This window comes from Neorhizobium turbinariae (genome assembly GCF_023223505.1).
Taxonomy (GTDB): Bacteria; Pseudomonadota; Alphaproteobacteria; order Rhizobiales; family Rhizobiaceae; genus Neorhizobium; species Neorhizobium turbinariae.
Genome location: NZ_JALPRY010000006.1, coordinates 37,851 through 60,214, shown reverse-complemented (window position 1 = coordinate 60,214; position 22,364 = coordinate 37,851). Strand labels below are relative to the sequence as shown.

Here is a 22,364-nt window from a genome sequence, read left to right as displayed (position 1 = left end):
TCAGATAGCCAATGAGTTATGTAATGGCATTAAAATGTCATTTTACTTAACTTTATAGGAATGCAATGAAGAAGGAAGGGAGAGGCTAGATGCAGTTTGTACACATCAACGGCGTTTTGATTCACTATCGTCTTCAGCGGGCGGATGAGCAGCGGCCGGTTCTGGTGTTCGTGAACTCGCTCGGGACGGACAGCCGCATCTGGCATCACGAACTGCCGAAGCTGACGGATCATTACACAGTCCTGACTTATGACAAGCGTGGTCACGGCCTCTCGGACCTCGCCAATCCGCCCTATTCCATTGCTGACCATGTGGCAGACCTGGCAGGATTGCTTGATCATCTCGGGCTTTCGCAGGTCATCGTCTGCGGTCTGTCCGTCGGAGGTCTGATTGGGCAGGGGCTTTATGCAAAACGACCGGATCTTGTGAAGGCGCTGATCCTTTCAAACACGGCCCACAAGATCGGCAATGCGGAGACGTGGAACAATCGTATAGCCGCGGTCGATCAGAACGGGATCGGCAGCATCCTCGACGCCATTATGGAGCGCTGGTTTACGGAGCCGTTCCGGAAGCCGGAGAACCCGGCCTACCGCGCCTATTGCAACATGCTGGTTCGACAGCCAGCCACCGGCTACAGCGGGACATGTGAAGCGATACGTGACGCTGATTTTACCGAAGACGCCAAGAAGATCGCCGTCCCGGTGCTTTGCATTGCTGGGCAGCAGGACGGCTCCACCCCCCCGGAGCTCGTGAAGTCTCTTGCAGACCTTATTCCCGGCGCACAGTACGAAATACTCGAAGACGCTGCGCATATTCCGTGCGTTGAAGCGCCCGCCGCTCATGCTGCGTTGATCCGCGGCTTCATTGACCAACTCGACTGAGGCTTCCATGGCAGATCATCCGGCTCCATCCGAACGTTTCCTGCAGGGTATGAAAACGCGCCGCTCGGTACTCGGCGATGCGCATGTCGACCGTGCAGAGGCAAACAAGACGGCATTCGACCAGCCATTCCAGGAGCTCATCACGGAAGGCGCATGGGGTACGGTTTGGTCGCGCACGAACTGGACCAAGCGCGAACGCTCCATCGTGACCATCGCGTTGCTTGCCGCACTCGGCCATCATGATGAAGTTGCCATGCACATTCGCGCCACGGCAAACACGGGTGCGACGCCCGAGGACATTCGCGAGGCGCTCATGCATGTGGCGATTTATGCCGGTGTGCCAGCCGCCAACCATGCTTTCAAGATTGCCAAGGCAACTTATGCCGAAATGGACAAAACAGGATCTGACGGACAAGCCGCGGGAGAGATGAAATGAAGAACACGCCCCCAGAAACGACACCCTTCTTTGCGCGTGACCGGTTGTGGCATCCGCCGGCATATACGCCGGGCTACAAGACCTCCGTTCTCCGGTCGCCGCAGCGCGCCCTGATCTCGCTTGAAGGCACAAAGACTGAAATCACCGGACCGGTCTTCGGTCACAACATTCTGGGCGAGTTCGACAATGACCTGATCGTCAACTATGCCCAGCCGGGCGAGTCCGCGATCGGCGAACGAATTCTGGTTCACGGTCGCGTGCTGGATGAACGTGGTCTTGGCGTTCCCGGCGCGCTTGTCGAATTCTGGCAGGCCAATGCCGGCGGTCGCTATCGGCACAAGAAGGAAACGTATCTGGCGCCGCTCGATCCGAACTTCGGGGGCTTCGGACGCACCATCACCGACGAGAACGGTGGCTATTACTTCAAGACGATCAAGCCCGGCGCATATCCTTGGCCTAACGGCGTCAACGACTGGCGCCCGGCGCACATCCATTTCTCCGTCTTCGGCCATGGATTTGCGCAGCGCCTCGTGACGCAGATGTATTTCGAGGGCGATCCGATGATCAAGATCTGCCCGATCGTCAACACGATCCCGGATCAGGAAGCCATCAACGGGCTGATCGCGGCTCTCGACATGCAGAACACGATCCCGCACGACATGCGCGCCTACAAATTCGATATCATTTTGCGTGGTCGACGCTCGACCTTCTTCGAGAACCGCAAGGAGGGGAACTGATCATGGTACAGCCGCTCAACTACCTGAAGGAATCCGCTTCGCAGACGGCAGGCCCTTATGTCCACATCGGATGCACCCCCAACTTTGCGGGCATCACCGGCGTCTACCCAGAAGATCTGGGTTCGGGTCCGATGGTCAACGAGAACACACGCGGCGAGCGCATCACGATCCGCGGTTTTGTCTACGATGGCACCATGACGCCATTGAAGGACGCGCTGATCGAGATCTGGCAGGCCGATGCCGATGGTTTCTACAACAGCCCGTCGGAAACACGCGGCAAGGCCGATCCGAACTTCTTCGGCTGGGCTCGCTGCCCGGGTGACATGGCGACAGGCGAGTTCGTGTTCGAGACCATCAAGCCCGGCCGGGTGCCGTTCCGCGATGGTCGCCTGATGGCGCCGCACGTCAGTTTCTGGATTGTCGCTCGCGGCATTAACCTCGGCCTGAACACGCGCATGTACTTCTCTGACGAAGAAGAGGCGAATGCGGAAGATCCGATTCTGTCGCGCATCGAGCATCGCGTTCGCGTGCCGACCTTGATCGGCAAGCGGGAAGGGGACACCGTGACGTTCAACATCCACATCCAGGGTGAGAACGAAACGATCTTCTTTGACATCTGACGCGGACATAAGAGCGCAGGCATGAGCGTATCGGCGTTCCAGCATCCCTATCTTTCCGGTCTCGTTGGCGACGACGAGACCGCGGAGGTGTTTTCAGTAAAAGCCGAGATCGATGCGATGCTGGCCTTCGAAGCCAGTCTCGCCCGCGCACAAGCGGCCTGTGGTCTCATCCCCCGTGAGGCCGCCGAACTCATTACTGAAGTCTCGCGGGTATTCGAACCGGACATGGCGCAACTGCGCATGGGCACGGGTCGGGATGGGGTCGTCGTGGCGGATCTGGTCAAGCAGTTGCGTAGAGCCGTGGAGAAGCAGGCTGGCAGCACAGATGCTGCAACACACGTCCACTTCGGCGCGACCAGCCAGGACGTTATTGATACGGCTCTGGTTCTGCGGTTGAAGCGCGCCTGCAATATATTCATCGATCGACTGATGTCGGTGGAGGCACAGTTCGCGGAAGTCGATGCGAAGTATGGCTCCCGTGCCTTGATGGGCCACACCCGCATGCAGGCCGCAATAGAAATCCGCGTCTCCGACCGCCTGCGCGCTTGGTCAGAACCGCTCACCCGTCATCGTGACCGGCTGGTGGCCATTGTCGAAACCGGGCTGCCGGTGCAGTTCGGTGGCGCGGCCGGCACGCTCGAAAGACTCGGTGACAAGGCGGCAGCAGTCCGGGAAGCGCTTGCCAAGGAGCTTCAACTGACCGACGCGCTGCACTGGCAAAGCCAGCGAGACCGCCTTGTCGACTTAGCAGGCGTACTGACCCTGATCACCGGAACGCTTGGCAAGTTTGGCCAGGACGTCGCGCTTCTGGCCGAGATGGGCGGGGAAATAGCGCTCGCTGGCGGCGGCGGATCGTCGGCGATGGCGCATAAGCAGAACCCGGTCGCTGCCGAGGCGCTCGTTGCGCTGGCGCGGTTCAATGCGGTGCAGGTATCTGGCATGCAGCAGTCGATGGTGCACGAGCAGGAGCGTTCGGGTGCCGCCTGGACGCTGGAATGGCTGCTCCTGCCGCCGATGGTGATGGCAACTGGGGCCTCATTGCGACTTGCGATGGAGCTCGTCGGGAACATCAAGTCCATCGGGCGGGCATAAGGCTGGTCTGTAGCAACCTGCTTGAGCAAGCTGCTGACAGATCCGGTCATGCCATGTAACCGCTGTCCCATATTGAAGCGGGCGATGTATCGACTTGGGAAATGCGACAGTAACAACCAGCTTCTAATCCTGTTTGGCTGAAGAAGATCTGCATTCGTTAAAATACGATCATCGGCATTAGGAATCCCTACAACCCGTCGTGTTACCCCCATGCTGTTCGAATGATTTGAACATGTGTTAGGGGGCCAGGATGATCCTGCCAGAATTGACGCGGCTCGTGAGAGACCGCGCGGGTAATTTTGCCATTACCACCGCTCTGCTGATGCCGGTGCTCTTGGGCACGGCCGGCGTGGCCATCGATTTCACAAATGCGCTGGAGAAAAAGACCGAACTCCAGGCGCTCGTGGATGCGGCAGCGCTCGCCACCGCCTCTGCCATGAGTGACAAGGACATGACGGATGCGGAAGCTCAGGCTTTCGCCAAACGGTATTTCACCTCCCATGCTGACCAGGTCACCGCGCCGCCCAATGAAACGCCGGAAGAAAAGGCGGCAAGGGAAGCGGCCTTGCTCAACGGCCTAACGGTAGGTGCCACTACGACGAACAGTTCGGGGAACGGCCAGACCTTCAACGTCAGGATGACGATGACCTACCCGCTGTCTCTGAACGGGTTGAGCCGAGCGCTCGGCTTCAAGACGTTGCAGATCAGCGTGACGGGCGACAGCCAGAGCGGACGGGAAGGCAATGCCTTGTCTATGTATCTCGCTCTCGATGAGTCGGGCTCGATGAAGGAGTTGACGAGCACCATCAACCCTGCGCAGCCAACGAGGCAGGAGTCCTATGACTGCAGCACCTTGTTCTTTTACAAGACCTGCACCCGCACCGTGAATAACTACCTGAGCAAGATGGCGTCGCTGAAGGCCGCTGCGGCAGGCATGTTCAGCGAGTTGAAGGCCGTCGATCCGCAGAGCGAGTTGATCCGCATCGGCGCGGTTTCTTACAACGACACCACGAAACCCGAACAGACGGTAAAGTGGGGAACTGCATCAGCGGCGTCCTATGTCGCCAATCTTCCCGATGTTCCTGCCGGCGGTACTGACGCAACGGGTGCCATGACCAACGCCTTCAACGCCTTGAAAAAGGCAAACACCAAAGAGGTGACCGAGCATTCCAAGAAGAACAATACCAGCTTCGAGCGTTTCATCGTTCTCATGACGGACGGTGAGATGACCGGCAACAGCAACAAGTGGAACTCAAGCATCGACACCAAGGTGCGCAATCTTTGCAATCAGGCGAAGAACGACGGCATCAAGGTCTATACGATTGCCTTCATGGCGCCATCCAAAGGGCAGTCGTTGCTGAGCTCCTGTGCCACGAGCGCGGATTATTATTACCAGCCCAACGATATGACGGCGCTGGTGAAAAGCTTCGGCGACATCGCCCGCAAGGCCGCCAAAACAGGCACGCGCCTGACAAACTGACGTCGAAGGAATTAAACGGCGTTATTGCGCATTCATGTGCCGTGGATGACGCAAAGAAGCTTTGTGGCGTGCAGCCGCCCGCGATTTTCCCCGACGTTATGGCGACCGTCGGGGAAAAACCGCTTGTTGCCTGCGATCATGATGCAGATGGCCTGTCCGCGGGTGTGATTGTGATGAAGGCGCTGCAACGGAGCGGGCCGTTCTCGCAGGTCCGGATTGTCGGCAAGGGCGAGAATGCCTATTCGACGGAGTTCGCAGCCGAGCTGCAGGGTCGACACGTGCTTGGCGAGATGATGGGGCTGATCCCCATTGATCTCGGCCTCTCGGGGCCACCGCAACGCCTCCGGCGGCGCGCTACGTGCGGCAGAGTGGAACATCTTCGTGCGCACGCTTGGCTTTTATGCAGCGATGGGTCTCCCGGACATCGAGGGATCGTCTCACCCGGTCTTGTGATCAGCTCCCATAAGCACCATCTAAATCAAGCCGCCCCACAAGAGCATGACATTCGCGCGACCTCTCCCCCGCGCGTTGATCTCGTGCGTGGGGTTTGAGGGCGCTCCCCGTGGTGGGTCGAGCGCCCTCGGCTTATATTTAGCCACCATGCAGGACCGATATGTCAGCCTCAAGCAGCCTCATCATTTTCTTCCACGGAATAGGAGCGTCGGGCGCACAGCTGATGCCGCTGGCAACAGACTGGCGTGAGAGGCTTGCGGGAGCGAGGTTCGAGGCACCGGATGCGCCATTCAGTCATCCTTACGGGCACCAGTGGTTTCGCGTAGATGCCAATCCGATGGCAGCCGACAACATACGCTGCGCTCGTGATGGCTTTGACCGAACCGTGGCTGAGATCATCAAGAGGCATGACTTTAACGATCGCCACGACCGCGTCGCCTTTGTCGGCGTGTCCCAGGGTGCGATTGTCGCGCTCGATGCTGTCGCAACCGGGCGATGGCAGGTTGGCGCGCTGGTTTCCTTTGCGGGCCTTCTCGCGCCGATGCCTATCTCACACCAGAGCAAGCAGACAAAGGTGTTGCTTGTTCATGGGAAGGATGACCGCACGATCCCTTCAATGGCGTCGTCGATGGCGGCAGGACAGCTCAAGCGCGCTGGCTTTGCGGTTGATCTGGAAATCATGCCAGCTGTCGGACACACGATTGCGCCGGCAGGGGCGGAGAGGGCGCTTCATTTCCTGCAAACGAGCCTCGGCTGATGGAAACTGCATCGATGGCCGTTCGTTTGACGACCATGGCTGATGAAGAGGATGTCGAAAAAGAACACCCGCATGCGGTGGAAACGGTGTCGTTTCCATTGGACCGGATGAGTGTTGCGCGGTTTCGTGAGACGTTTCCCCGCGCCCGCTGGAGCGACGCGCTGCAGGCTTGGACGGTTCCGGGAAAGACAGCACGGCGTCGGATTGACCGCTGGCTTGCAGCAGAAGCGAGTCGCAAGGCGCCTTTCGATGACGAGCGTGGACGCGACGCCTACGAGTTCGAACCGATCCTCAGTTCTTATCTCTCGGTATCTGACCGTGGTTTTCGGATCAGGACGCCGTTCTCCAGAACCGTGGTCGAGGAGCTCAGGCAGATCCCGTTTGCACGCTGGAATGGCGAGGACAAGTGCTGGGAGGTGCCTTTCGCATTCTATGACGACCTTCAGCGCCGATGGGAAGCGATAGAAGCGGCGGCCAAGCGAAACGAACCGGAAGAGCGGCGGAAACGTGCGCAGGCGCGCAAGGGTACGGAAGAGGAGGCAAGATCGAAACAGAAGTCGCTGGAGCGGCGCCGCCGCCGGATTCCTCTGCCGAGTAACCACCTGCCGCCACTGGAAAGACCGGTGGCGACTGCGGCTTACGGCATCATAGTCATCACGGAAGTAACAGGCGAACTGGTAGACCCGGAAGAGATCGCCGAGCGCCACCCTAACGCGGGCGCGGAACACATCTGGGCAGGCTGGCGCCTCGCCACGCTTGAAGAACTGGTCCACACATGGCCCGCGCGCGCAGCGCCCGCCGCTGAGGAGCGTGAACGTGGCTGGTGGCAGCCAACGCTGGAGGAACTTCGTGACGCGCGGCGTGCGGCCAGATCGCGCGAGCGTCGGCGCGAGAAGAAAGCGGCGCCTTAAGGTGCGAAACGGCGTACTTCGGATCAGCGACGCAGATAAGCGAGCACCGCGTCGCAGATCATCGTCTTGTGCCGCTCGTAATGCTCCGGTGCCGAAAGGTCGCGCCTGAAGATCGTGCCGAACGTATAGCGGTTCGAAACGCGGAAGAAACAGAAGGCACTGATCATCATATGGACGTCAATGGGATCGACGTCTTCGCGAAACAGGCCTTCACTGCTGCCGCGCTTCAGGATGTTTGCCAAGGTCTCGATGATCGAGATGTTGAGGTCGCGGATCTCCGTCGACCGCTTCATATGTGCCGCCTGATGAATGTTCTCAATGCTGACGAGACGGACGAAATCGGGATTGGCTTCATCGTGGTCAAAGGTGCTGGCGATCAGCGTCCTCAGGGCCTCTTCCGGTGCCATTCCCGAAAGCTCGAGGTCTGCCTCAAGGGAGCGGATCTTGCGGTAGGCCTTTTCGAGGACGGCGAGGTAAAGTCCTTCCTTGCTGCCGAAATAGTAATAGATCATCCGCTTGGAAGTTTTCGTGCGCTCCGCAATCGCATCAACCCGGCCGCCGGCCAGTCCCAGCGCGGAGAACTCTTCCGTTGCAACGCGGAGAATATCCTCCTTCGTCTTGTCGGGGTCGTTTCTTCGGCTTTCGGCTTTCGGTGCCGGCATGATGGACACTTTCCAAGAACGCGAATGGCAGCGCAGTTGCGCCGGATGCATTAGCGTTCATAGTTCAGGTGAAACAGGGAATTCAACGGGCGCCGCTGACAATATTGACACGAACCAGTTCGTTCATTACCTCATCGGCCGCTGCCACGATCATGGAGGAGAAGCAGCGAGCCTGGGCAATGTCCCGGATGTCGCCGCTCGATGTGGATGGATACGTTTCTACGAAATCTAAAGGCCGGCCTGATCGGTTCAGGCATCCAGGCGTCTCTCACGCCCGCCATGCACATGCGCGAAGGCGCGTCTCAAGGCCTTGGCTACGAGTATCAGCTGATCGACCTGAACGAACTTCAGGTTTCGGTCGACCAGTTGCCGAAGCTGTTGGCAGAATCCGAAGCCAGAGGACTGGCCGGGGTTAACATCACCCATCCATGCAAGCAGGCGGTGATCCCATTCCTGGACGAACTCTCGGACGACGCGCGTTCGCTTGGCGCGGTGAATACTGTTGTCTTCAAACAGGGCAAGCGCATCGGACACAATACCGATTGGTGGGGTTTCGCCCAGAGCTTCAAGCGCGGCCTGCCCGGTGCGGATCTCCGCTCGGCTGTTCAGTTGGGTGCAGGCGGTGCCGGTGTGGCAACAGCCTACGCGATCCTGTCCCTGGGGCTGCAAAAGCTCATGGTGATCGATCGCGAAATGGAGCGGGCCGAGCAGCTGGCTGAAAAAATGACGGCCCTCTTCCCGCAGGCTCAGGTTGTCACCTGCGCTCAGGCCGAGGAGGCGATGGAGGATACCTGCGGTCTCATCCACGCCACGCCTACGGGAATGGAGAACTATCCTGGCCTTCCTCTGCCCGCCCATCTTCTGCAGCCGGCGCATTGGGTCGCGGAGATCGTCTATTTCCCGTTGGAAACCGAGCTTCTGAAGGAAGCGTCCCGCATCGGGTGTCGCGTGTTGAACGGCGGCGGCATGGCCGTGTTCCAGGCTGTGGGAGCCTTTCGGCTTTTCACGGGGCGCGAGCCGGATGAACAACGCATGCTGGACCATTTCAAGAAGCTGACGAGCTGAAGGTAGGCAAGCACCATGAAGACCTCCATTGCCACCGTATCCATCAGCGGTGAATTGCCGGAGAAGCTGGAAGCGATAGCCAAGGCGGGCTTTGACGGGGTCGAAATCTTCGAGAATGACTTTCTCGCCTTCGACGGCAGCCCGCGTGACGTCGGCAAGATGGTGCGCGACTTCGGGCTTGAGATCACGCTCTTCCAGCCGTTCCGGGATTTCGAGGGCATGCCGCCCTCGCACCGGCAACGGACCTTTGATCGCGCCGAACGCAAGTTCGATGTGATGCAGGAACTGGGCACCGACCTTGTACTCGTCTGCTCCAATGTTTCGCCCGTCTCGCTTGGCGGCATAGATCGCGCCGCGGATGATTTTCGCGAGCTTGGGGAACGGGCGGCGAAGCGTGGCCTGCGTGTCGGCTACGAGGCTCTGGCCTGGGGACGCCACATCAACGATCACCGTGATGCCTGGGAGATCGTGCGTCGCGCCGACCATCCGAATATCGGCCTGATCCTCGACAGCTTTCACACGCTGTCGCGCAAGATCGACATCAACTCGATCCGATCAGTCCCGAAAGACAAGATCTTCATCGTTCAACTGGCGGATGCGCCGCTCATCGACATGGATCTCCTGTATTGGTCCCGGCACTTCCGCAACATGCCCGGCGAGGGGGATCTGCCGGTGACGGCCTTTACAGCCGCAATCGCAGAAACTGGCTATGATGGCTATTTCTCGCTTGAGATCTTCAACGACCAGTTCCGCGGCGGTTCGACCCGGTCGATCGCGGCGGATGGTCACCGCTCCCTGATCTATCTCGGGGACCAGGTGCGCCGTCTGCCCAATTCCAAAAGGCTCAACGTTCCACCGATGCCGGACCGCGCCAAGGTGAAGGGCGTTGGTTTCGTCGAGTTCACGGCAGACGAGACAGACGCGGCCAACCTCATCGCGATCCTCAAGACACTGGGTTTCCGGAAGACCAAGATCCATCGCAGCAAGAAAGTGGCACTGTACAGCCAAGGCGACATCCGCCTGTTGGTGAACACCGAAGAGAAGGGATTCGCCAACACATCCTTCGCCGTTCACGGCACATCCGCCTATGCCATGGCGCTGGAGGTCGAGAACGCCCAGGATGCGCTGGCTCGTGCGGTGGCGCTCGGTGCAGAGCCCTTCAGGCAGCCGGTCGGGGAGGGGGAGGTCGATATCCCCGCCATCCATGGTGTCGGCGGCGGGCTGATCTACCTGATCGATACGAGAAGCGACCTTGGTCGCTTCTCCGAGATCGATTTCATTCCCCTCGAGGACGAAGCCGCGGTCCTCGTCCCTGCAAACCTGGAGCGGGTCGACCATATCGCCCAGACCGTTTCTTACGACGAGATGCTCACCTGGCTGTTGTTCTACACCTCGATTTTTGAAGCGCATAAGACGCCCATGGTCGACATCATCGACCCCTCGGGCGTGGTGCGAAGCCAGGTGGTCGAGAACGATAGCGGCGATCTGCGCCTGACATTGAACGGCGCCGAGAACCGCCGCACGCTTGCCGGGCGTTTCATTGCTGAAACCTTCGGTTCGGGCGTGCAGCATCTCGCGTTCGAGACCAAGGACATTTTCGCGACCGCTGCCGCGCTGCGCCAGAACGGTTTCCGGCCGCTGCCGATCTCGTCTAACTATTATGGCGACGTTGAAGCGCGGTTCGGGCTAGATCCTGAGCTGACGGAGCGGCTCAAAGCGGAAAACATCCTTTACGATCAGGATGAGCACGGCGAGTATTTCCAGCTCTACAGCAGCACCTTCGGTGAAGGCTTCTTCTTCGAAATCGTCGAACGCCGCGGCTATCACGGCTACGGCGCACCGAACGCGATCTTCCGTATCGCGGCTCTGAAGAAGCAAATGCGCCCCGGTGGCCTGCCAAGGGAGTAGGCTGAGTCTAAAGCGGTATTCGTCTAGCGGATGCGTCCGCTCTTGATGACGTGTTCGGTCCCGTTGCGGATGTGGCGGGCCAGCATGTTCTGCGCCCCGGCAACATCTCGTTTCATAGCGAGTTCGAACAGAAGCCGGTGGTCATCCACCACTGGTTTTCCCCGAAAGCTTTCGGCCAGGAGATGGTAACGAAGAAAGCGGTCGAAGACGGACGACAGGGTCGCTATGAGTGTCTGCGATTGGCAGGCGGAGACCAAGGCTTGGTGGAACTCCCAGTCGTAGCGCACCCAGTCTACCGTCCGTGTTCCGTCACCCTCGAGAAGCTGGCGCTCGATGGCCGAGAGCTTGTGATGGGCGGCGACCACTCGGGCCTCCCAGTCCAAGTCGCCAGCTTCGAACGAGAGCGAAATGGCGTGACCCTCAAGGAGAAGGCGCAGGTCGCCAAGTTCGATCAGGTTCTTCTGTGAGACCGGGCTTACTTCGAAGCCCCGCTGTCCTTCTGCAACAACGAGGCCGTCGGCGACCAGTCTGTTCAAGATTTCCCGCAGCGTCGATACGCTAGCGGAATAACGCGCGCGTGCCTGCTCCAGCTTGATCTTGGAACCTGGAGGCAGTGCACCGGAAATGATGTCCTGCCGTATTAAGCTCAACGCCGCTTCTGCGACGGTCGCGGACACTTCACTCACCAATCAATGCCTCCAATGTAACGGATAATATCATATGAAACAAAATCCATGGGGTAAATCGCCGTTGACCATTTTTCTTGTCGTTACTAGGATGAAGAAAAGGTCCGACGTTGACATAAACGGACTATTTCGTACACTAAGTCGAGCTTGAGGAAGCTTATTGGAGGATGCCGAGTGCTCAAAGCGCCGGCTAGGAGGAGGAAGAACCCGATGACGACCAATATCACCCGTCGTGGCCTACTTGGTGCCACGCTTGCAACGACGGCTGCGTTCTCGCTGCCGGCCCTGGCGCAGGATAAGCCTGTGCTGAAATTCTCCGCAGTGTTCTCGGAGCAGGACATCCGCGCACAGATGACGAAAATGTTGGCCGAGGACATCAGCGGCTCATTCAAGCTGGAGCCCTATTACGGCGGTAACCTCTTCAAGCAGGGCACCGAACTCGTGGCCATCCAGCGTGGCAACCTGCAGATGGGCAACATCGCACCGCAGGATATCTCCAACCAGATTCCGGAGTGGTCCGTTCTAACCTCGGCCTACCTGTTCCGCGATGCGCAGCACGTCACGAAGTTCTTCCAGAGCGAGACGGGTGCCGAATTCAAGAAGATGGCCGATGAGAAGCTCGGCGTGACGATCCTTGGCCCGACCTATTTTGGCGCGCGTCAGGTCGGCTTGAAGCCGAACAAGAAAATCACCACTCCTGCCGACATGGCAGGTATCAAGCTGCGCATGCCGGGCGGCGATGCCTGGCAGTTCCTGGGAAGCGCGATCGGCGCCAACCCGACGCCGATGGCCTATGCCGAAGTTTATACCGGCCTGCAGACCGGAGCCATAGACGGGCAGGACAACCCGCTGCCAAACGTCAAGAACATGAAGTTCTACGAAGTCATGTCGCAGATCGTCCTGACGTCACACCTCATCGGTTACGACCTTCTGACGATCTCCAGCAAGATCTGGAAGGACATGAGCCCCGAACAGCAGAAGGAAACCCAGGCCGCTGCCGACAAGGCGATGAAGTGGAGCGAAGACCAGCACCTGGCACAGGAAAAGACGCTGGTCGAGGAGTTCAAGGCAGCCGGCCTCGACATCTACGGGCCGGATGTCGACGCCTTCCGCAAGTTCGCTCAGGAGAAGTACCTGGCTTCGGATCTGGCAAAGTCTTGGCCGCAGGGGATCCTGGAAAAGGTCGCGGCCATCTGATCGTGTTTAAAGGAGAGCTTTGAATGCTGCAGAACAGGCCGGTGCGGTAACCGCCCGGCCTGTTCATTGGAAACCATGGGGGAGGGGTGGCGATGAAGCACAGGCTTTCAAAAACGGGCGCCTGGCTAAGGCGGAGAGCGGAGAACGTTCTCGCGCTGATGTTGCTCGCGATGTTTCTGGTCTTTGTTTTGCAGATCGTGTTCCGCTACATGCTGAACCTGTCGATCGGCTGGACCAATGAGCTCAGCGTTGTCCTCTGGATCTGGATCGTTCTTTTCGGATCGGCCTTCGTCATCCGCGAGGTCGAAGAGATCCGCTTTGACTTCTTCTGGGCAAGCGCCAGCAACAATGCGCGCCGGGTAATGCAATTGATCTGCGCGGGCGCGCTTGTGGCGCTGTTCGGGGTCTCCCTGCCCGGGGTCATCGACTACGTGACCTTCATGAAGGTCGAAAGCACTGCCTACCTGAAGATCCGCTTCGACTACCTCTACTCGATTTATGTCGTCTTCGCGATCGCGATGATCGTGCGCTACATGTGGCTCGCTGTCCTTGCTGTTCGAGGCAAGGCACCGGAAGCTTTCGATCCAACAAAAGCAGGCTCCGGCGTATGAACCTGACCAGCCCCTTTTCGATCGCCCTCATCATCATCACGGCACTGGCGTTTCTAGGGCTGCCGATCGGGCTGTCCATGATGGCGGGCTCCATTCTCTACCTGTATCTTGCAGGTGCAGACATGGGCACCGTCGCCGAGCAGTTCCTGAACGGAATGTATTCCAACTACGTGATCCTGTCGGTGCCACTTTTTATCCTCGCCGCAGAGTTCATGAATATCGGCTCAATGACCGAGCGGCTGCTCGCCTTCTGCAACGTGCTCGTCGGCCGCTTCCGTGGCGGGCTTGCGCATGTCAACATCGTGCAGAGCATCGTCTTTGCAGGCATGTCCGGATCGGCGGTCGCTGACGCTGCCGGTAGCGGCCGCATGATGCAGGCAATGATGACGAAGAATGGTCGTTACACGCCGAGCTACGCTGCAGCGCTAACCGCCGTGACCTCCGTTGTCGGCCCAATCATCCCGCCGTCGATCCCGATGGTGATCTATGCGCTCGTTTCAGACGCCTCGATCGGCTACCTTTTCATTGCGGGTATGGTGCCGGGGCTCCTGATGGCGGCGCTGCAGATGGTGCAGGTGGCGATCACCGCGCACCGCAAGAACTTTCCGGTTGAAGAACCGGTGGCACTTCGCGAGATTCCGCGCATCACCTTGCGCGCATTCCCAGCCTTGATGATGCCCGTCGTGCTGCTCGGATGCATCTACACCGGCATCACCACGCCGACGGAAGCGGCAGCGCTTGCGGCCGCTTATGCCCTGGTCATCTCGCTTGTTATCTACCGCAGCATTTCCTGGGGAGCCTTCTACGACTCGACGTTGCTCAGCGCCAAGTCGTCGGCCTCAATCGGTCTGCTGATCGCCGGTTCGCTGGTGTTCAACTACGTCGTGACGATCGAGAATATTCCCGAGACGATCAAGGTAATGTTGACCAGTTGGGACCTTAGCCCGACGAGCTTCCTCATTCTCGTGAACGTGTTGCTGCTGCTTCTCGGCTGCGTACTAGAGGGGACGGCAATCCTGCTGATCATCGTGCCGGTCTTCATTCCGACGGCTCAGGCGCTTGGAATCGACATGGTGCATTTCGGTGTGGTGGTCGTGGTGAACATCATGCTCGGCTTGGTGACGCCGCCGTATGGACTGCTTCTTTTCATCATGACCAATATCTCGGGTGCGCCGGTCAGGGACATCATCCGCGATGCGATGCCATTCATCCTGTGGATGGTGGTGTCCCTGATCATCATCACCTTCATGCCCGACTTTGTGCTGTGGCTGCCGCGCCTGCTCGGCTACCAGGGATAACCTCATGAAACCAATCTACATCCTGAACGGCCCGAACCTGAACCGGCTCGGAAAGCGTGAACCTGAAATTTACGGCACCACGACGCTCGCTGAAGTCGAGGCTTGGTGCCGTGAGGCGGCGGGCAAGAGGCCCGTGGAGTTCCGGCAGACGAACAGCGAAGAAAAGCTGATCGACTGGGTGCATGAGGCGATCGACGAGGGGGCCGGCATCATCATCAATCCGGCCGCGTTTACCTTCACGTCGCTGGCGCTTCTCGATGCGCTGAAGATGTTCAGGGGACCGATCATCGAATTCCACATCAGCAATGTGCACCGTCGCGAGCCGATCTATCATCGGTCCTACGTTTCAATGACCGCAACAACGGTGATGGCCGGATTGGGAGCGACGGGTTATCCAATTGCGGTCCGCGCTCTGGAACTGCTGATCCAGGAAAACAAACGCTAGAACATAATGGTGGCTTCGTGCTTCCACGGGCCATTCATATAGTGCCAGAGATCGAGGCCGATGATGGTGATCTGGCTTGGCTCGAAGCCTTCAGACAATGTGCGGTAAAGCGCATCCGCCGATTGCCGGGCGACCTTGTTCTGGATCGTGATGTGCGGTCGCCACTTCTGCAGGTCCTGTCCGCCGAGCCAGGGCAGGAAAATCGATCTCAGTTCCGCGTGGACCTTGTATAGGTCGGCGCTCTCGATCGTGAAGGCCACGCCTTGGCCAAGATGGCTGGTCCCTGCTACCTCGGCTGAGATCGGCGAAGCGTCTGAGGCAACGTTCTGTAGTGCTCCGATGATCCGCTCCAGATGCTCGCCCGGCAGTCGATGAAACATTGTCAGGTGCGCGCGCAGGAAATTCCGTTCCGCCGGAAAATGTGCCCGCCGTAACACCTCGAACGGCTCAAGGTCGCCGTCTTCTATTTGGGCCGCCAGGATGAGCGGCTGACGGGTCTTCATGTTACGAGGGTTTGCCCTTCGCCTCGTGGTTCTGCGGGGTGTCGCTGCTTTTGAGCAAACCGTTAAACCAGGCCGCATAGGGCGTGTTCTTCACCAGATGCCGGTTGAGATCTGGGACGCCGTCACTCCACCAGACTGGCCCGCGTTCACCTAACGCGACTTTCGCCTTGTCGACGTCCTTGCGAGCTTGTGCCATAGCGTGCTCATCGTGTTTCGCATCGCGAACCGCGCGGCGCGCGGACATCAGTTCTTTCACGAGGTGCTCACGCTCCTTCTCGGTGAGCGCCGGATTGCTTCGGCGCCAGAGACGTCCGCGAACAATGAAATACCGACCATCAGGCGTATTCGGATATTCAGCTGCCATTGTAGACCTCAATGGCGAGACTTCGAGGGAAGTTCCAGTGCGTCGGCCTCAGGCAACCGCCATCGCGCCCGGACCTGCGGTTGCGCCAGGGGGTACCTTGCCGAGGATGATCATGCCGAGCACCTCGTCCTTGGTGACATCTTGCGTGCGTGCATGACCGACAACCTTGCCATTCTTCATCACGAAGACCCGGTCAGCGAGATCGAACACATCGTGGATGTCGTGGCTGATCAGGAAGATGCCGATGCCTTCGCGCTTCAACTGCTTGATGAGATCGCCGACCTGTGCGGTTTCCTGCGGTCCGAGTGCGGCCGTCGGTTCGTCCATGATGAGGATGCGCGCATCGAAGAGGATCGCTCGTGCAATTGCCACCGACTGCCGCTGGCCGCCGGACAATGCCTTTACCGGTTCCTTGAAGCGTTTGAAGTTGGGGTTCAAGCGCCCCATCACCTCGCGAGTATTGGCCTCCATGGCGACATCGTCCAGCGTGCCCCACTTCGTCTGCAACTCGCGGCCGAGGTAGAGATTGGCAGCGGCGTCGACGTTATCGGCAACGGCAAGCGTCTGGTAGATTGTCTCGATGCCATACTTCTTCGCGTCACGCGGGTTGCGGATGTCGGCTGGCTCGCCATTAATCAGTATTTCGCCCTCGTCGCGCTTGTAGGCGCCGGAAAGGATCTTGATCAGTGTCGACTTGCCCGCGCCGTTGTGGCCGAGAAGGGCCACAACTTCGCCGGGATAAAGATCGACGGAGGCGCTCTCCACAGCGTGTAGCCCGCCGAAGGAGATGGAAATGTTCTTCATTTCCACGAGCGGAGTGGTGTGGTCCGTCACGATGAAACTCCTGTAATTCCGCCGGTCACTTGGACCGGGCGCGATAGACGGTGTCGAGCCAGACGGCGGTGACGAGCACCGCTCCGACCACGATACGCTGGAAGGGCGTGTCGATGCCGAGCAGGACCATGCCTGACTGGAGCGACTGCATGACAAGCGCGCCGAGCATGGCACCAGCGATCGAACCCATGCCACCGGAAAGCGAGGTCCCGCCGATAACGGCTGCCGCGATGGTGTAGAGTTCGTCGAGCTCGCCTTGCGCGTTGGTGGCCGCATTGAGGCGTGCGGTCGAGATGGCTGCAGCAATGGCGCAGAGCACACCCATGAGCGCGAATATCTTCACCGTCACCCAGCGTGTCTTGATGCCGGCAAGTTCCGCTGCTTCAGGGTTGCCGCCAATCGCGAAGACATAGCGGCCAAAACGAAGGCGCGTGGCGATGAAGGTCATGACGACGCCGACGGCGATGGCCATGAGGACGGGCACTGCAATGCCCTGCGAGATCAGCAGGCCGCCTTCCGGCCATTCGATGTTGTTGGCTTCGGCATAACGGCGGGCGATATTGACCGGCCAGTAATACTGGTTGGCCACTGCAACGGCGCCCAGAACGACGGCGCAGCCCAGGCTAGCCAGAACGTATTCAGCCCAGACCGGCCGACGCGGGAAATGGAAGCGTTTGCGTTGGCGCCGAGCATTCACAATGGCCACCACGATGGCGACGCATGCCAGAAGGCCAACGATCCAGCTCCAGGTCGCGCCGATCGATCCTTCCGTGCCGCCACCCATCAGCCTGAAATTTGGGTCCATTGGTGCAACTGTCTGGCCGCTCGTGACGAACCAGGTCGCGCCACGCCATACAAGCAGGCCGCCGAGGGTGACGATGAAGGAAGGCACGCCAAGGAATGCAATGATCACGCCGTGTAGCGTGCCGATCAAGCCACCGATGACCAACCCCGTGAGAAGCGCGAGGATCCAGATCGCCGGATGGTTGAAGCCTAAGATCTCGGGTAGGAAACGCGCCTGCATCACCCCCATCACCATGCCGGTGAAGCCAAGGATCGACCCGACCGACAGATCAATGTTGCGGGTGACAATGACGAGCACCATGCCCGTCGCCATGACCGCGACCGATGCTGTCTGCACGGAGAGGTTCCACAGGTTGCGTGGGGTCAGAAACAGACCACCTGTCAGGACGTGAAAGCCGACCCAGATGATCAGCAGTGCGCCGACCATGCCGAGCATACGGGTGTCGATCTCGGTCGCGCGGAAAAAGCGGCGGATCACACTGCCGGTTGGCTGTCCGGCGGATGCATCGGAACTGGTCGTAGATTGTATCGTATCGGCCATGAGTTGCCGTTCCCTACCATGTGTCGAGGCATCCGGTTCGCTTATGAACCACCTCGGTAACGCCGCAGCAGCGCTGCAGATATCGTCATCGGAAGCCAAAACCAGCGCCGCTGCGGGAGCAGCGACGCTGGTGGGTTAGGCTGGCGCTTAGTCGCAGGCGGCGACAGAGCCGGCCTTGACGCCCTGGCAGGCCTCAGCCTTGCTGATCCAGCCGGCGTCGATCACGAGGTTGAGGTTGTCCTTCGTGATTGCAAGCGGCTTCAGGAAGACCGACTGCATCTGGACCTTGTTCGGACCACCGTCGAAGGTTTCGACCCCATCGATCTCGGTCATCTTCTTGCCGCCGGCGAGCGCGAGCGCAATTTCGGCAGCGTTCTTGCCAAGCTCGCGGCTGTCCTTCCAGACGGAAACCGTCTGCGTGCCGAGTGCCACGCGGTTGAGCGCTGCCTTGTCGGCGTCCTGTCCGGAAACCGGAACCGAACCAGCCAGGCCCTGGGCGTCGAGGGCCGCAATCGCACCACCAGCCGTACCGTCGTTGGATGCCACGACCGCGTCGATCTTGTTGTTGTTCTTGGTGAGGAACTGCTCCATGTTCTTCTGAGCGTTCTCAGGCTTCCAGCCGTCGGTGTAGGCTTCGCCGACATTCTTGATCTTGCCGGAGTCGATGGCTTCTTTCAGGACTTCCATCTGGCCCGAGAACAGGAAGTCGGCATTGGGGTCCGATGACGAGCCCTTGATGAAGACGTAGTTGCCTTCCGGCTTGACCTTGTAGACACCCTGCGCCTGCAGACGGCCCACTTCCTTGTTGTCGAAGGTGATATAGAAGGCGGCCGGATTTTCGATCAAGCGGTCGTAACCGACCACCGGGATGCCTTCCGCAGCCGCCTTCTCAACAGCCGGACCGATGGCGCTGGAATCCTGCGCCAGGATGATCAGCGCGTTTGCGCCCTGCGAGATAAGCGATTCAACGTCAGTCAGCTGCTTGGCAGCGGACGACTGGGCGTCAGCCGAAATGTACTTTGCGCCGGCGGCTTCAAGGGCCTTCTTGATCGCAGCTTCGTCCGTCTTCCAGCGCTCTTCCTGGAAGTTTGACCAGGACACACCGACGACCGTGTCGGCTGCCATCGATGCGGTATGCATGGAAACAAGCATGGCCGCGCCGGCCATCAGCTTCACAAATGATCTCATAATGTCCTCCCGATTGACGGCGATGGGGCCTCAGCCTCCGCGCTCTCCCCCGCGCCAAGTTAGCTGTGAGAAGCTTTTTCTCGACAGTCGAGAAAATAAATGTCAGAGATTTATAACGCTGTCAATCAGGGCTTGTGGGGCACAATCCGGTGCCTTATCGAGATGGTGAATCGGAGGCACAGCAGGCAGGATGCTGGCGAAGTCTAGCACTGAGTTGGTTCGTCAGCAGAACAGCGCGCTGGTGCTATCGGCACTCCGTCGCCGCGGTCCGATTGCCCATACCGAGATCGCGGACGCGACAGGCCTCGCATCCGGGACCATCTCCGCCATCACCAATGAGCTCGAAGCCGGCGGCATTATCGAGAAGATCGAACAGCAGCCCCCAAGTGGCCGCGGGCGCCCGAGGGTGTTGTTCAGTCCGCGGCGCAGTTGCGGTTATGTCATCACCATCAGCATCTCGTCTGACGCCGTGCAGTACTCGCTGGTAGATTACGCCGGCACTTTGCTGGACCGCTTCAGCGAGCCGCGGGAGCAGGGTGGGCCGAGCGCCTTTGTTGCCTCCTTGTCGACAGCGATTAACAGGGTTCTGCAGCGTTCCCGCATCAGTGCCGACAACGTCATGCTTGTTTCGATCAGCAGCAAGGGACTCGTGCATCGCACGGAGCCGGTGCTAACCTGGTCGCCTGTCTATGGATCTGATGCGATCGATTTCGCGCAAGCTCTGGCAAAGGATTGGTCGGCAAAGGTCAGCCTCAATAACGAGACCCTGCTTGTCGCGAGTGCACTGCTGGAGCGCGAGACGCGGACGTCAGCGAGCGCCGAGGCTGCGGTTGCGGCGCTGTCGCTTGGCCATAGCATCGGGCTCGGCATTGGCCGCGCGGGCGCGACCGGTGGCCGGGAGGTCAGCGCTCCGAACTTTGGTCACATGCTGCACGTGCCGAATGGCGCCGTCTGCCGTTGTGGCTCAAGAGGCTGTGTCGAGGCCTATGCGGGGTTCTATGCAATTCTGCGGACGGCCTTCGAGGTGCCGATCGACACGGTGCCGGCGAAGTTCGTGCCGCTCAACGAGATTGACAAGATCGCGGGGCATGCTCGACAAGCCAACCGCAACGCCAAGTTCGCTTTCCGGCAGGCCGGCGTCGCGATCGGCAACGGCCTGTCGCGCTTGCTCAGCCTTCATGGACACATGCCGGTGGTGATCACCGGTCCCGGCGTTCGATATTACGATCTGCTTGAGGAAGGCCTGCGCGAGGGGTTGGCCGAAAGTCATTCGGTTCGGCTCGGCGGGATGCCGGAACTGAGGGTGATGACCGACGAGCAGTCGCTGCTGTTCGAGGGACACCTCAGCTACGCCTTCTCGCTTCTCGACCAGACCGTTTCCGGCTCGCGCGAACGTCGCAAGGCCGGATCTTTGTGAGACAATATTGATTTCGAAAGGAGGAGGGCAGATGAACAGGCTCGCAGTGGTCACGGGCGGGAGTACAGGAATAGGTCGCTGCCTCGTCAAGGCATTTGCATCATCGGGATATTCAGTGGCGTTCAGTTATGTCGCCACCGGCACCGCTGCAGCCGATGTTGTTCACGAGGTGGAAGATGAAGGTGGTCACGCGCTTGGGCTTGAATGTGATGTCGGCTTGGCCAAGGAAGTTAACGCCTTCTTCGAAAAGGTAACGTCCTGGTTCGGCGCCGCTCCCGATGTGCTTGTAAACAACGCCGGTGTGCAGACATGGTCTTCGCTGCTGGAACTCGATGAAGCGTCCTGGGACCGCGTCATCAGCACCAATCTCAAGGGCTGTTTCCTCAACATACAAGTGGCGGCCCGATTGATGATCGCGGATAACAAGAAAGGGACGATCGTCAATATCGGGTCTGGATGCAACAAGCTGGCGTTTCCGAAGCTTGTTGACTACACCGCGTCCAAAGGCGGGATCGAGCAGCTCACAAAGGTCTCCGCCGCCGAACTTGGTCCCTACGGCATCACCGTCAATTGCATCGCGCCGGGCGCGATCGTTACCGAACGCACTCTGGAGGAAGCGCCCGACTATCCGCAGACCTGGAGTGCGATTACGCCGCTCCGTCGCGTCGGCACGCCAGAAGATATCGCAGGACCTGTTCTGTTTCTGGCAACACCCGCTGCGTCCTTCATCACCGGACAGACGATCTGGGTGGATGGCGGCCTGTTCACTCAGGCGCCGTGGCCGTACTAGAGCCCGATGACGGGCGGGAAGGCAAAAAAAAGGGCTCACGGTTGCCCGGAGCCCATAAAGTGTGAAGGTTAAAGAACCTCCAGAGGGGAACAGCAGATAGCGGCACTGGGAGGAAACCGCTGATGTGCATCTGCTGAGGGCCTTGTGCTCCTTTTTTGACCAGAAGGAAAACATTTATTGTGCAGTGCAGCTATGTGACCTGCGCATTGCTCGACCCGCGCGTGCCGGTGCCGAAGTAAGTTGCACCCGGCGTTGAACCCGCTACATTGAAACCGGCTATTGAACCAGCTTGGGAGGAGCATTTCATGAGACGGATGTGGCCGGAGGAGTACAACTTCTTACTGGATCATGCTGAAGAGGTGACGATCGATGTTCCTCACGCTCCCGAAGCGAGTGGTTCAGCCAACCCGGTAACGCGGCGACAGGCGCTCAGGGTACGGTTGCTCCAGCAGGATTACGAGCGGATCTGGCCCTTGGCTGATACGCGTTTTAGGCTTGGAGGCAGGTTTGCCGGCAAGGCAATCACCATGATCGTCAACAATCCACTTTATCATCAGTGGCATCCGGCAGACGATGGATCACAGGGCGAAACCGCAGATCCGGTCAAGCTGCCGGTGACCAAGCATGTGGTGGTGCATTTCCTTCTGGATGATGTGCGGGAAGCTGCTCCGGCCTGACGAAAAG

Annotated in this window: 25 protein-coding genes; 17 read left to right on the top strand and 8 right to left on the bottom strand. The window is 59.3% G+C overall.

Annotated features, from left to right (window positions below; all coding sequences use genetic code 11):
* Positions 1 to 89 precede the first annotated feature (89 nt).
* The 6 genes from pcaD to M0654_RS04700 all read left to right on the top strand — a co-directional run bounded on the left by pcaD (position 90) and on the right by M0654_RS04700 (position 5,246).
* Positions 90 to 881 carry a 3-oxoadipate enol-lactonase gene (gene pcaD, locus M0654_RS04725; protein WP_248682052.1) on the top strand — a complete coding sequence of 264 codons (792 nt, stop codon included), beginning with the start codon at positions 90 to 92 and terminating at the stop codon, positions 879 to 881.
* Positions 882 to 888: 7 nt separating this feature from the next.
* Positions 889 to 1,317, top strand: coding sequence for a 4-carboxymuconolactone decarboxylase (gene pcaC / locus M0654_RS04720; protein WP_248682051.1), 429 nt, complete (start codon positions 889 to 891; stop codon positions 1,315 to 1,317).
* Positions 1,314 to 2,054 (top strand): protocatechuate 3,4-dioxygenase subunit beta, encoded by a 741-nt coding sequence (gene pcaH, locus M0654_RS04715; protein WP_118852184.1) that lies wholly within the window; start codon positions 1,314 to 1,316, stop codon positions 2,052 to 2,054. The genes pcaC and pcaH overlap by 4 nt, the downstream gene beginning before the upstream one ends.
* Before the next feature lie 2 nt (positions 2,055 to 2,056).
* Entirely contained in the window at positions 2,057 to 2,674 is a 618-nt protein-coding gene (pcaG, locus tag M0654_RS04710; RefSeq protein WP_248682050.1) for a protocatechuate 3,4-dioxygenase subunit alpha, read from the top strand.
* Positions 2,675 to 2,695: 21 nt separating this feature from the next.
* Complete coding sequence (locus M0654_RS04705) at positions 2,696 to 3,766, top strand: 3-carboxy-cis,cis-muconate cycloisomerase (protein ID WP_248682049.1); 1,071 nt, start codon at positions 2,696 to 2,698, stop codon at positions 3,764 to 3,766.
* A gap of 250 nt (positions 3,767 to 4,016) precedes the next feature.
* Complete coding sequence (locus tag M0654_RS04700) at positions 4,017 to 5,246, top strand: vWA domain-containing protein (RefSeq protein ID WP_248682048.1); 1,230 nt, start codon at positions 4,017 to 4,019, stop codon at positions 5,244 to 5,246.
* A 32-nt stretch (positions 5,247 to 5,278) separates the two neighbouring features.
* On the opposite strand, the gene M0654_RS04695 is transcribed toward M0654_RS04700, so the two are convergent.
* Positions 5,279 to 5,635, bottom strand: a complete 357-nt coding sequence (locus tag M0654_RS04695; protein ID WP_248682047.1) for a hypothetical protein — start codon at positions 5,633 to 5,635, stop codon at positions 5,279 to 5,281.
* A gap of 224 nt (positions 5,636 to 5,859) precedes the next feature.
* Between M0654_RS04695 and M0654_RS04690 the strand changes: the two genes are divergently transcribed.
* Together M0654_RS04690 and M0654_RS04685 are read left to right on the top strand one after the other, a co-directional pair.
* Entirely contained in the window at positions 5,860 to 6,456 is a 597-nt protein-coding gene (locus M0654_RS04690; RefSeq protein WP_248682046.1) for an alpha/beta hydrolase, read from the top strand.
* A gap of 35 nt (positions 6,457 to 6,491) precedes the next feature.
* Positions 6,492 to 7,367 (top strand): hypothetical protein, encoded by an 876-nt coding sequence (locus tag M0654_RS04685; RefSeq protein ID WP_248682095.1) that lies wholly within the window; start codon positions 6,492 to 6,494, stop codon positions 7,365 to 7,367.
* A gap of 23 nt (positions 7,368 to 7,390) precedes the next feature.
* Here M0654_RS04685 and M0654_RS04680 read toward each other — a convergent pair whose 3' ends face one another.
* Complete coding sequence (locus M0654_RS04680) at positions 7,391 to 8,029, bottom strand: TetR family transcriptional regulator (protein ID WP_248682045.1); 639 nt, start codon at positions 8,027 to 8,029, stop codon at positions 7,391 to 7,393.
* A 207-nt stretch (positions 8,030 to 8,236) separates the two neighbouring features.
* On the opposite strand from M0654_RS04680, the gene M0654_RS04675 reads away from it, so the two are divergent.
* Entirely contained in the window at positions 8,237 to 9,094 is an 858-nt protein-coding gene (locus tag M0654_RS04675) for a shikimate dehydrogenase (RefSeq protein ID WP_248682044.1), read from the top strand.
* Positions 9,095 to 9,109: 15 nt separating this feature from the next.
* Positions 9,110 to 11,002, top strand: a complete 1,893-nt coding sequence (locus M0654_RS04670; RefSeq protein ID WP_248682043.1) for a bifunctional sugar phosphate isomerase/epimerase/4-hydroxyphenylpyruvate dioxygenase family protein — start codon at positions 9,110 to 9,112, stop codon at positions 11,000 to 11,002.
* Positions 11,003 to 11,025: 23 nt separating this feature from the next.
* On the opposite strand, the gene M0654_RS04665 is transcribed toward M0654_RS04670, so the two are convergent.
* A complete protein-coding gene (locus tag M0654_RS04665) occupies positions 11,026 to 11,688 on the bottom strand; it encodes a GntR family transcriptional regulator (RefSeq protein ID WP_248682042.1) in 663 nt (220 codons plus the stop codon).
* Between the two features lie 210 nt (positions 11,689 to 11,898).
* On the opposite strand from M0654_RS04665, the gene dctP reads away from it, so the two are divergent.
* From dctP to M0654_RS04645, 4 genes are all read left to right on the top strand, one after another.
* Complete coding sequence (gene dctP / locus M0654_RS04660) at positions 11,899 to 12,885, top strand: TRAP transporter substrate-binding protein DctP (protein WP_248682041.1); 987 nt, start codon at positions 11,899 to 11,901, stop codon at positions 12,883 to 12,885.
* A 92-nt stretch (positions 12,886 to 12,977) separates the two neighbouring features.
* The gene (locus tag M0654_RS04655; RefSeq protein WP_248682040.1) at positions 12,978 to 13,496 is read left to right on the top strand and encodes a TRAP transporter small permease; all 519 of its coding nucleotides are present in this window, start codon (positions 12,978 to 12,980) and stop codon (positions 13,494 to 13,496) included.
* Positions 13,493 to 14,794, top strand: a complete 1,302-nt coding sequence (locus tag M0654_RS04650) for a TRAP transporter large permease (RefSeq protein WP_248682039.1) — start codon at positions 13,493 to 13,495, stop codon at positions 14,792 to 14,794. Before M0654_RS04655 ends, M0654_RS04650 begins: the two co-directional genes overlap by 4 nt.
* 4 nt (positions 14,795 to 14,798) lie before the next feature.
* A complete protein-coding gene (locus M0654_RS04645; protein ID WP_248682038.1) occupies positions 14,799 to 15,239 on the top strand; it encodes a type II 3-dehydroquinate dehydratase in 441 nt (146 codons plus the stop codon).
* Here the strand turns inward: M0654_RS04645 and M0654_RS04640 are convergent.
* The 5 genes from M0654_RS04640 to xylF all read right to left on the bottom strand — a co-directional run bounded on the left by M0654_RS04640 (position 15,236) and on the right by xylF (position 19,473).
* Positions 15,236 to 15,742, bottom strand: a complete 507-nt coding sequence (locus tag M0654_RS04640) for a 2'-5' RNA ligase family protein (RefSeq protein WP_248682037.1) — start codon at positions 15,740 to 15,742, stop codon at positions 15,236 to 15,238. The genes M0654_RS04645 and M0654_RS04640 overlap by 4 nt on opposite strands.
* A 1-nt stretch (position 15,743) precedes the next feature.
* On the bottom strand, positions 15,744 to 16,106 hold the full coding sequence (locus M0654_RS04635; protein ID WP_248682036.1) for a hypothetical protein: 363 nt from the start codon (positions 16,104 to 16,106) through the stop codon (positions 15,744 to 15,746).
* Between the two features lie 48 nt (positions 16,107 to 16,154).
* Positions 16,155 to 16,940 carry an ATP-binding cassette domain-containing protein gene (locus M0654_RS04630; protein ID WP_118852169.1) on the bottom strand — a complete coding sequence of 262 codons (786 nt, stop codon included), beginning with the start codon at positions 16,938 to 16,940 and terminating at the stop codon, positions 16,155 to 16,157.
* A gap of 25 nt (positions 16,941 to 16,965) precedes the next feature.
* Complete coding sequence (locus M0654_RS04625; protein WP_248682035.1) at positions 16,966 to 18,285, bottom strand: sugar ABC transporter permease; 1,320 nt, start codon at positions 18,283 to 18,285, stop codon at positions 16,966 to 16,968.
* A gap of 147 nt (positions 18,286 to 18,432) precedes the next feature.
* Positions 18,433 to 19,473, bottom strand: a complete 1,041-nt coding sequence (xylF, locus tag M0654_RS04620) for a D-xylose ABC transporter substrate-binding protein (RefSeq protein WP_248682034.1) — start codon at positions 19,471 to 19,473, stop codon at positions 18,433 to 18,435.
* Between the two features lie 190 nt (positions 19,474 to 19,663).
* Between xylF and M0654_RS04615 the strand changes: the two genes are divergently transcribed.
* The 3 genes from M0654_RS04615 (at position 19,664) to M0654_RS04605 (ending at position 22,357) form a co-directional block, all read left to right on the top strand.
* The gene (locus M0654_RS04615; RefSeq protein ID WP_248682033.1) at positions 19,664 to 20,890 is read left to right on the top strand and encodes an ROK family transcriptional regulator; all 1,227 of its coding nucleotides are present in this window, start codon (positions 19,664 to 19,666) and stop codon (positions 20,888 to 20,890) included.
* 31 nt (positions 20,891 to 20,921) lie between these two features.
* Positions 20,922 to 21,680, top strand: coding sequence for an SDR family NAD(P)-dependent oxidoreductase (locus M0654_RS04610; protein WP_248682032.1), 759 nt, complete (start codon positions 20,922 to 20,924; stop codon positions 21,678 to 21,680).
* A gap of 314 nt (positions 21,681 to 21,994) precedes the next feature.
* Positions 21,995 to 22,357, top strand: a complete 363-nt coding sequence (locus M0654_RS04605; RefSeq protein WP_248682094.1) for a hypothetical protein — start codon at positions 21,995 to 21,997, stop codon at positions 22,355 to 22,357.
* Positions 22,358 to 22,364 lie beyond the last annotated feature (7 nt).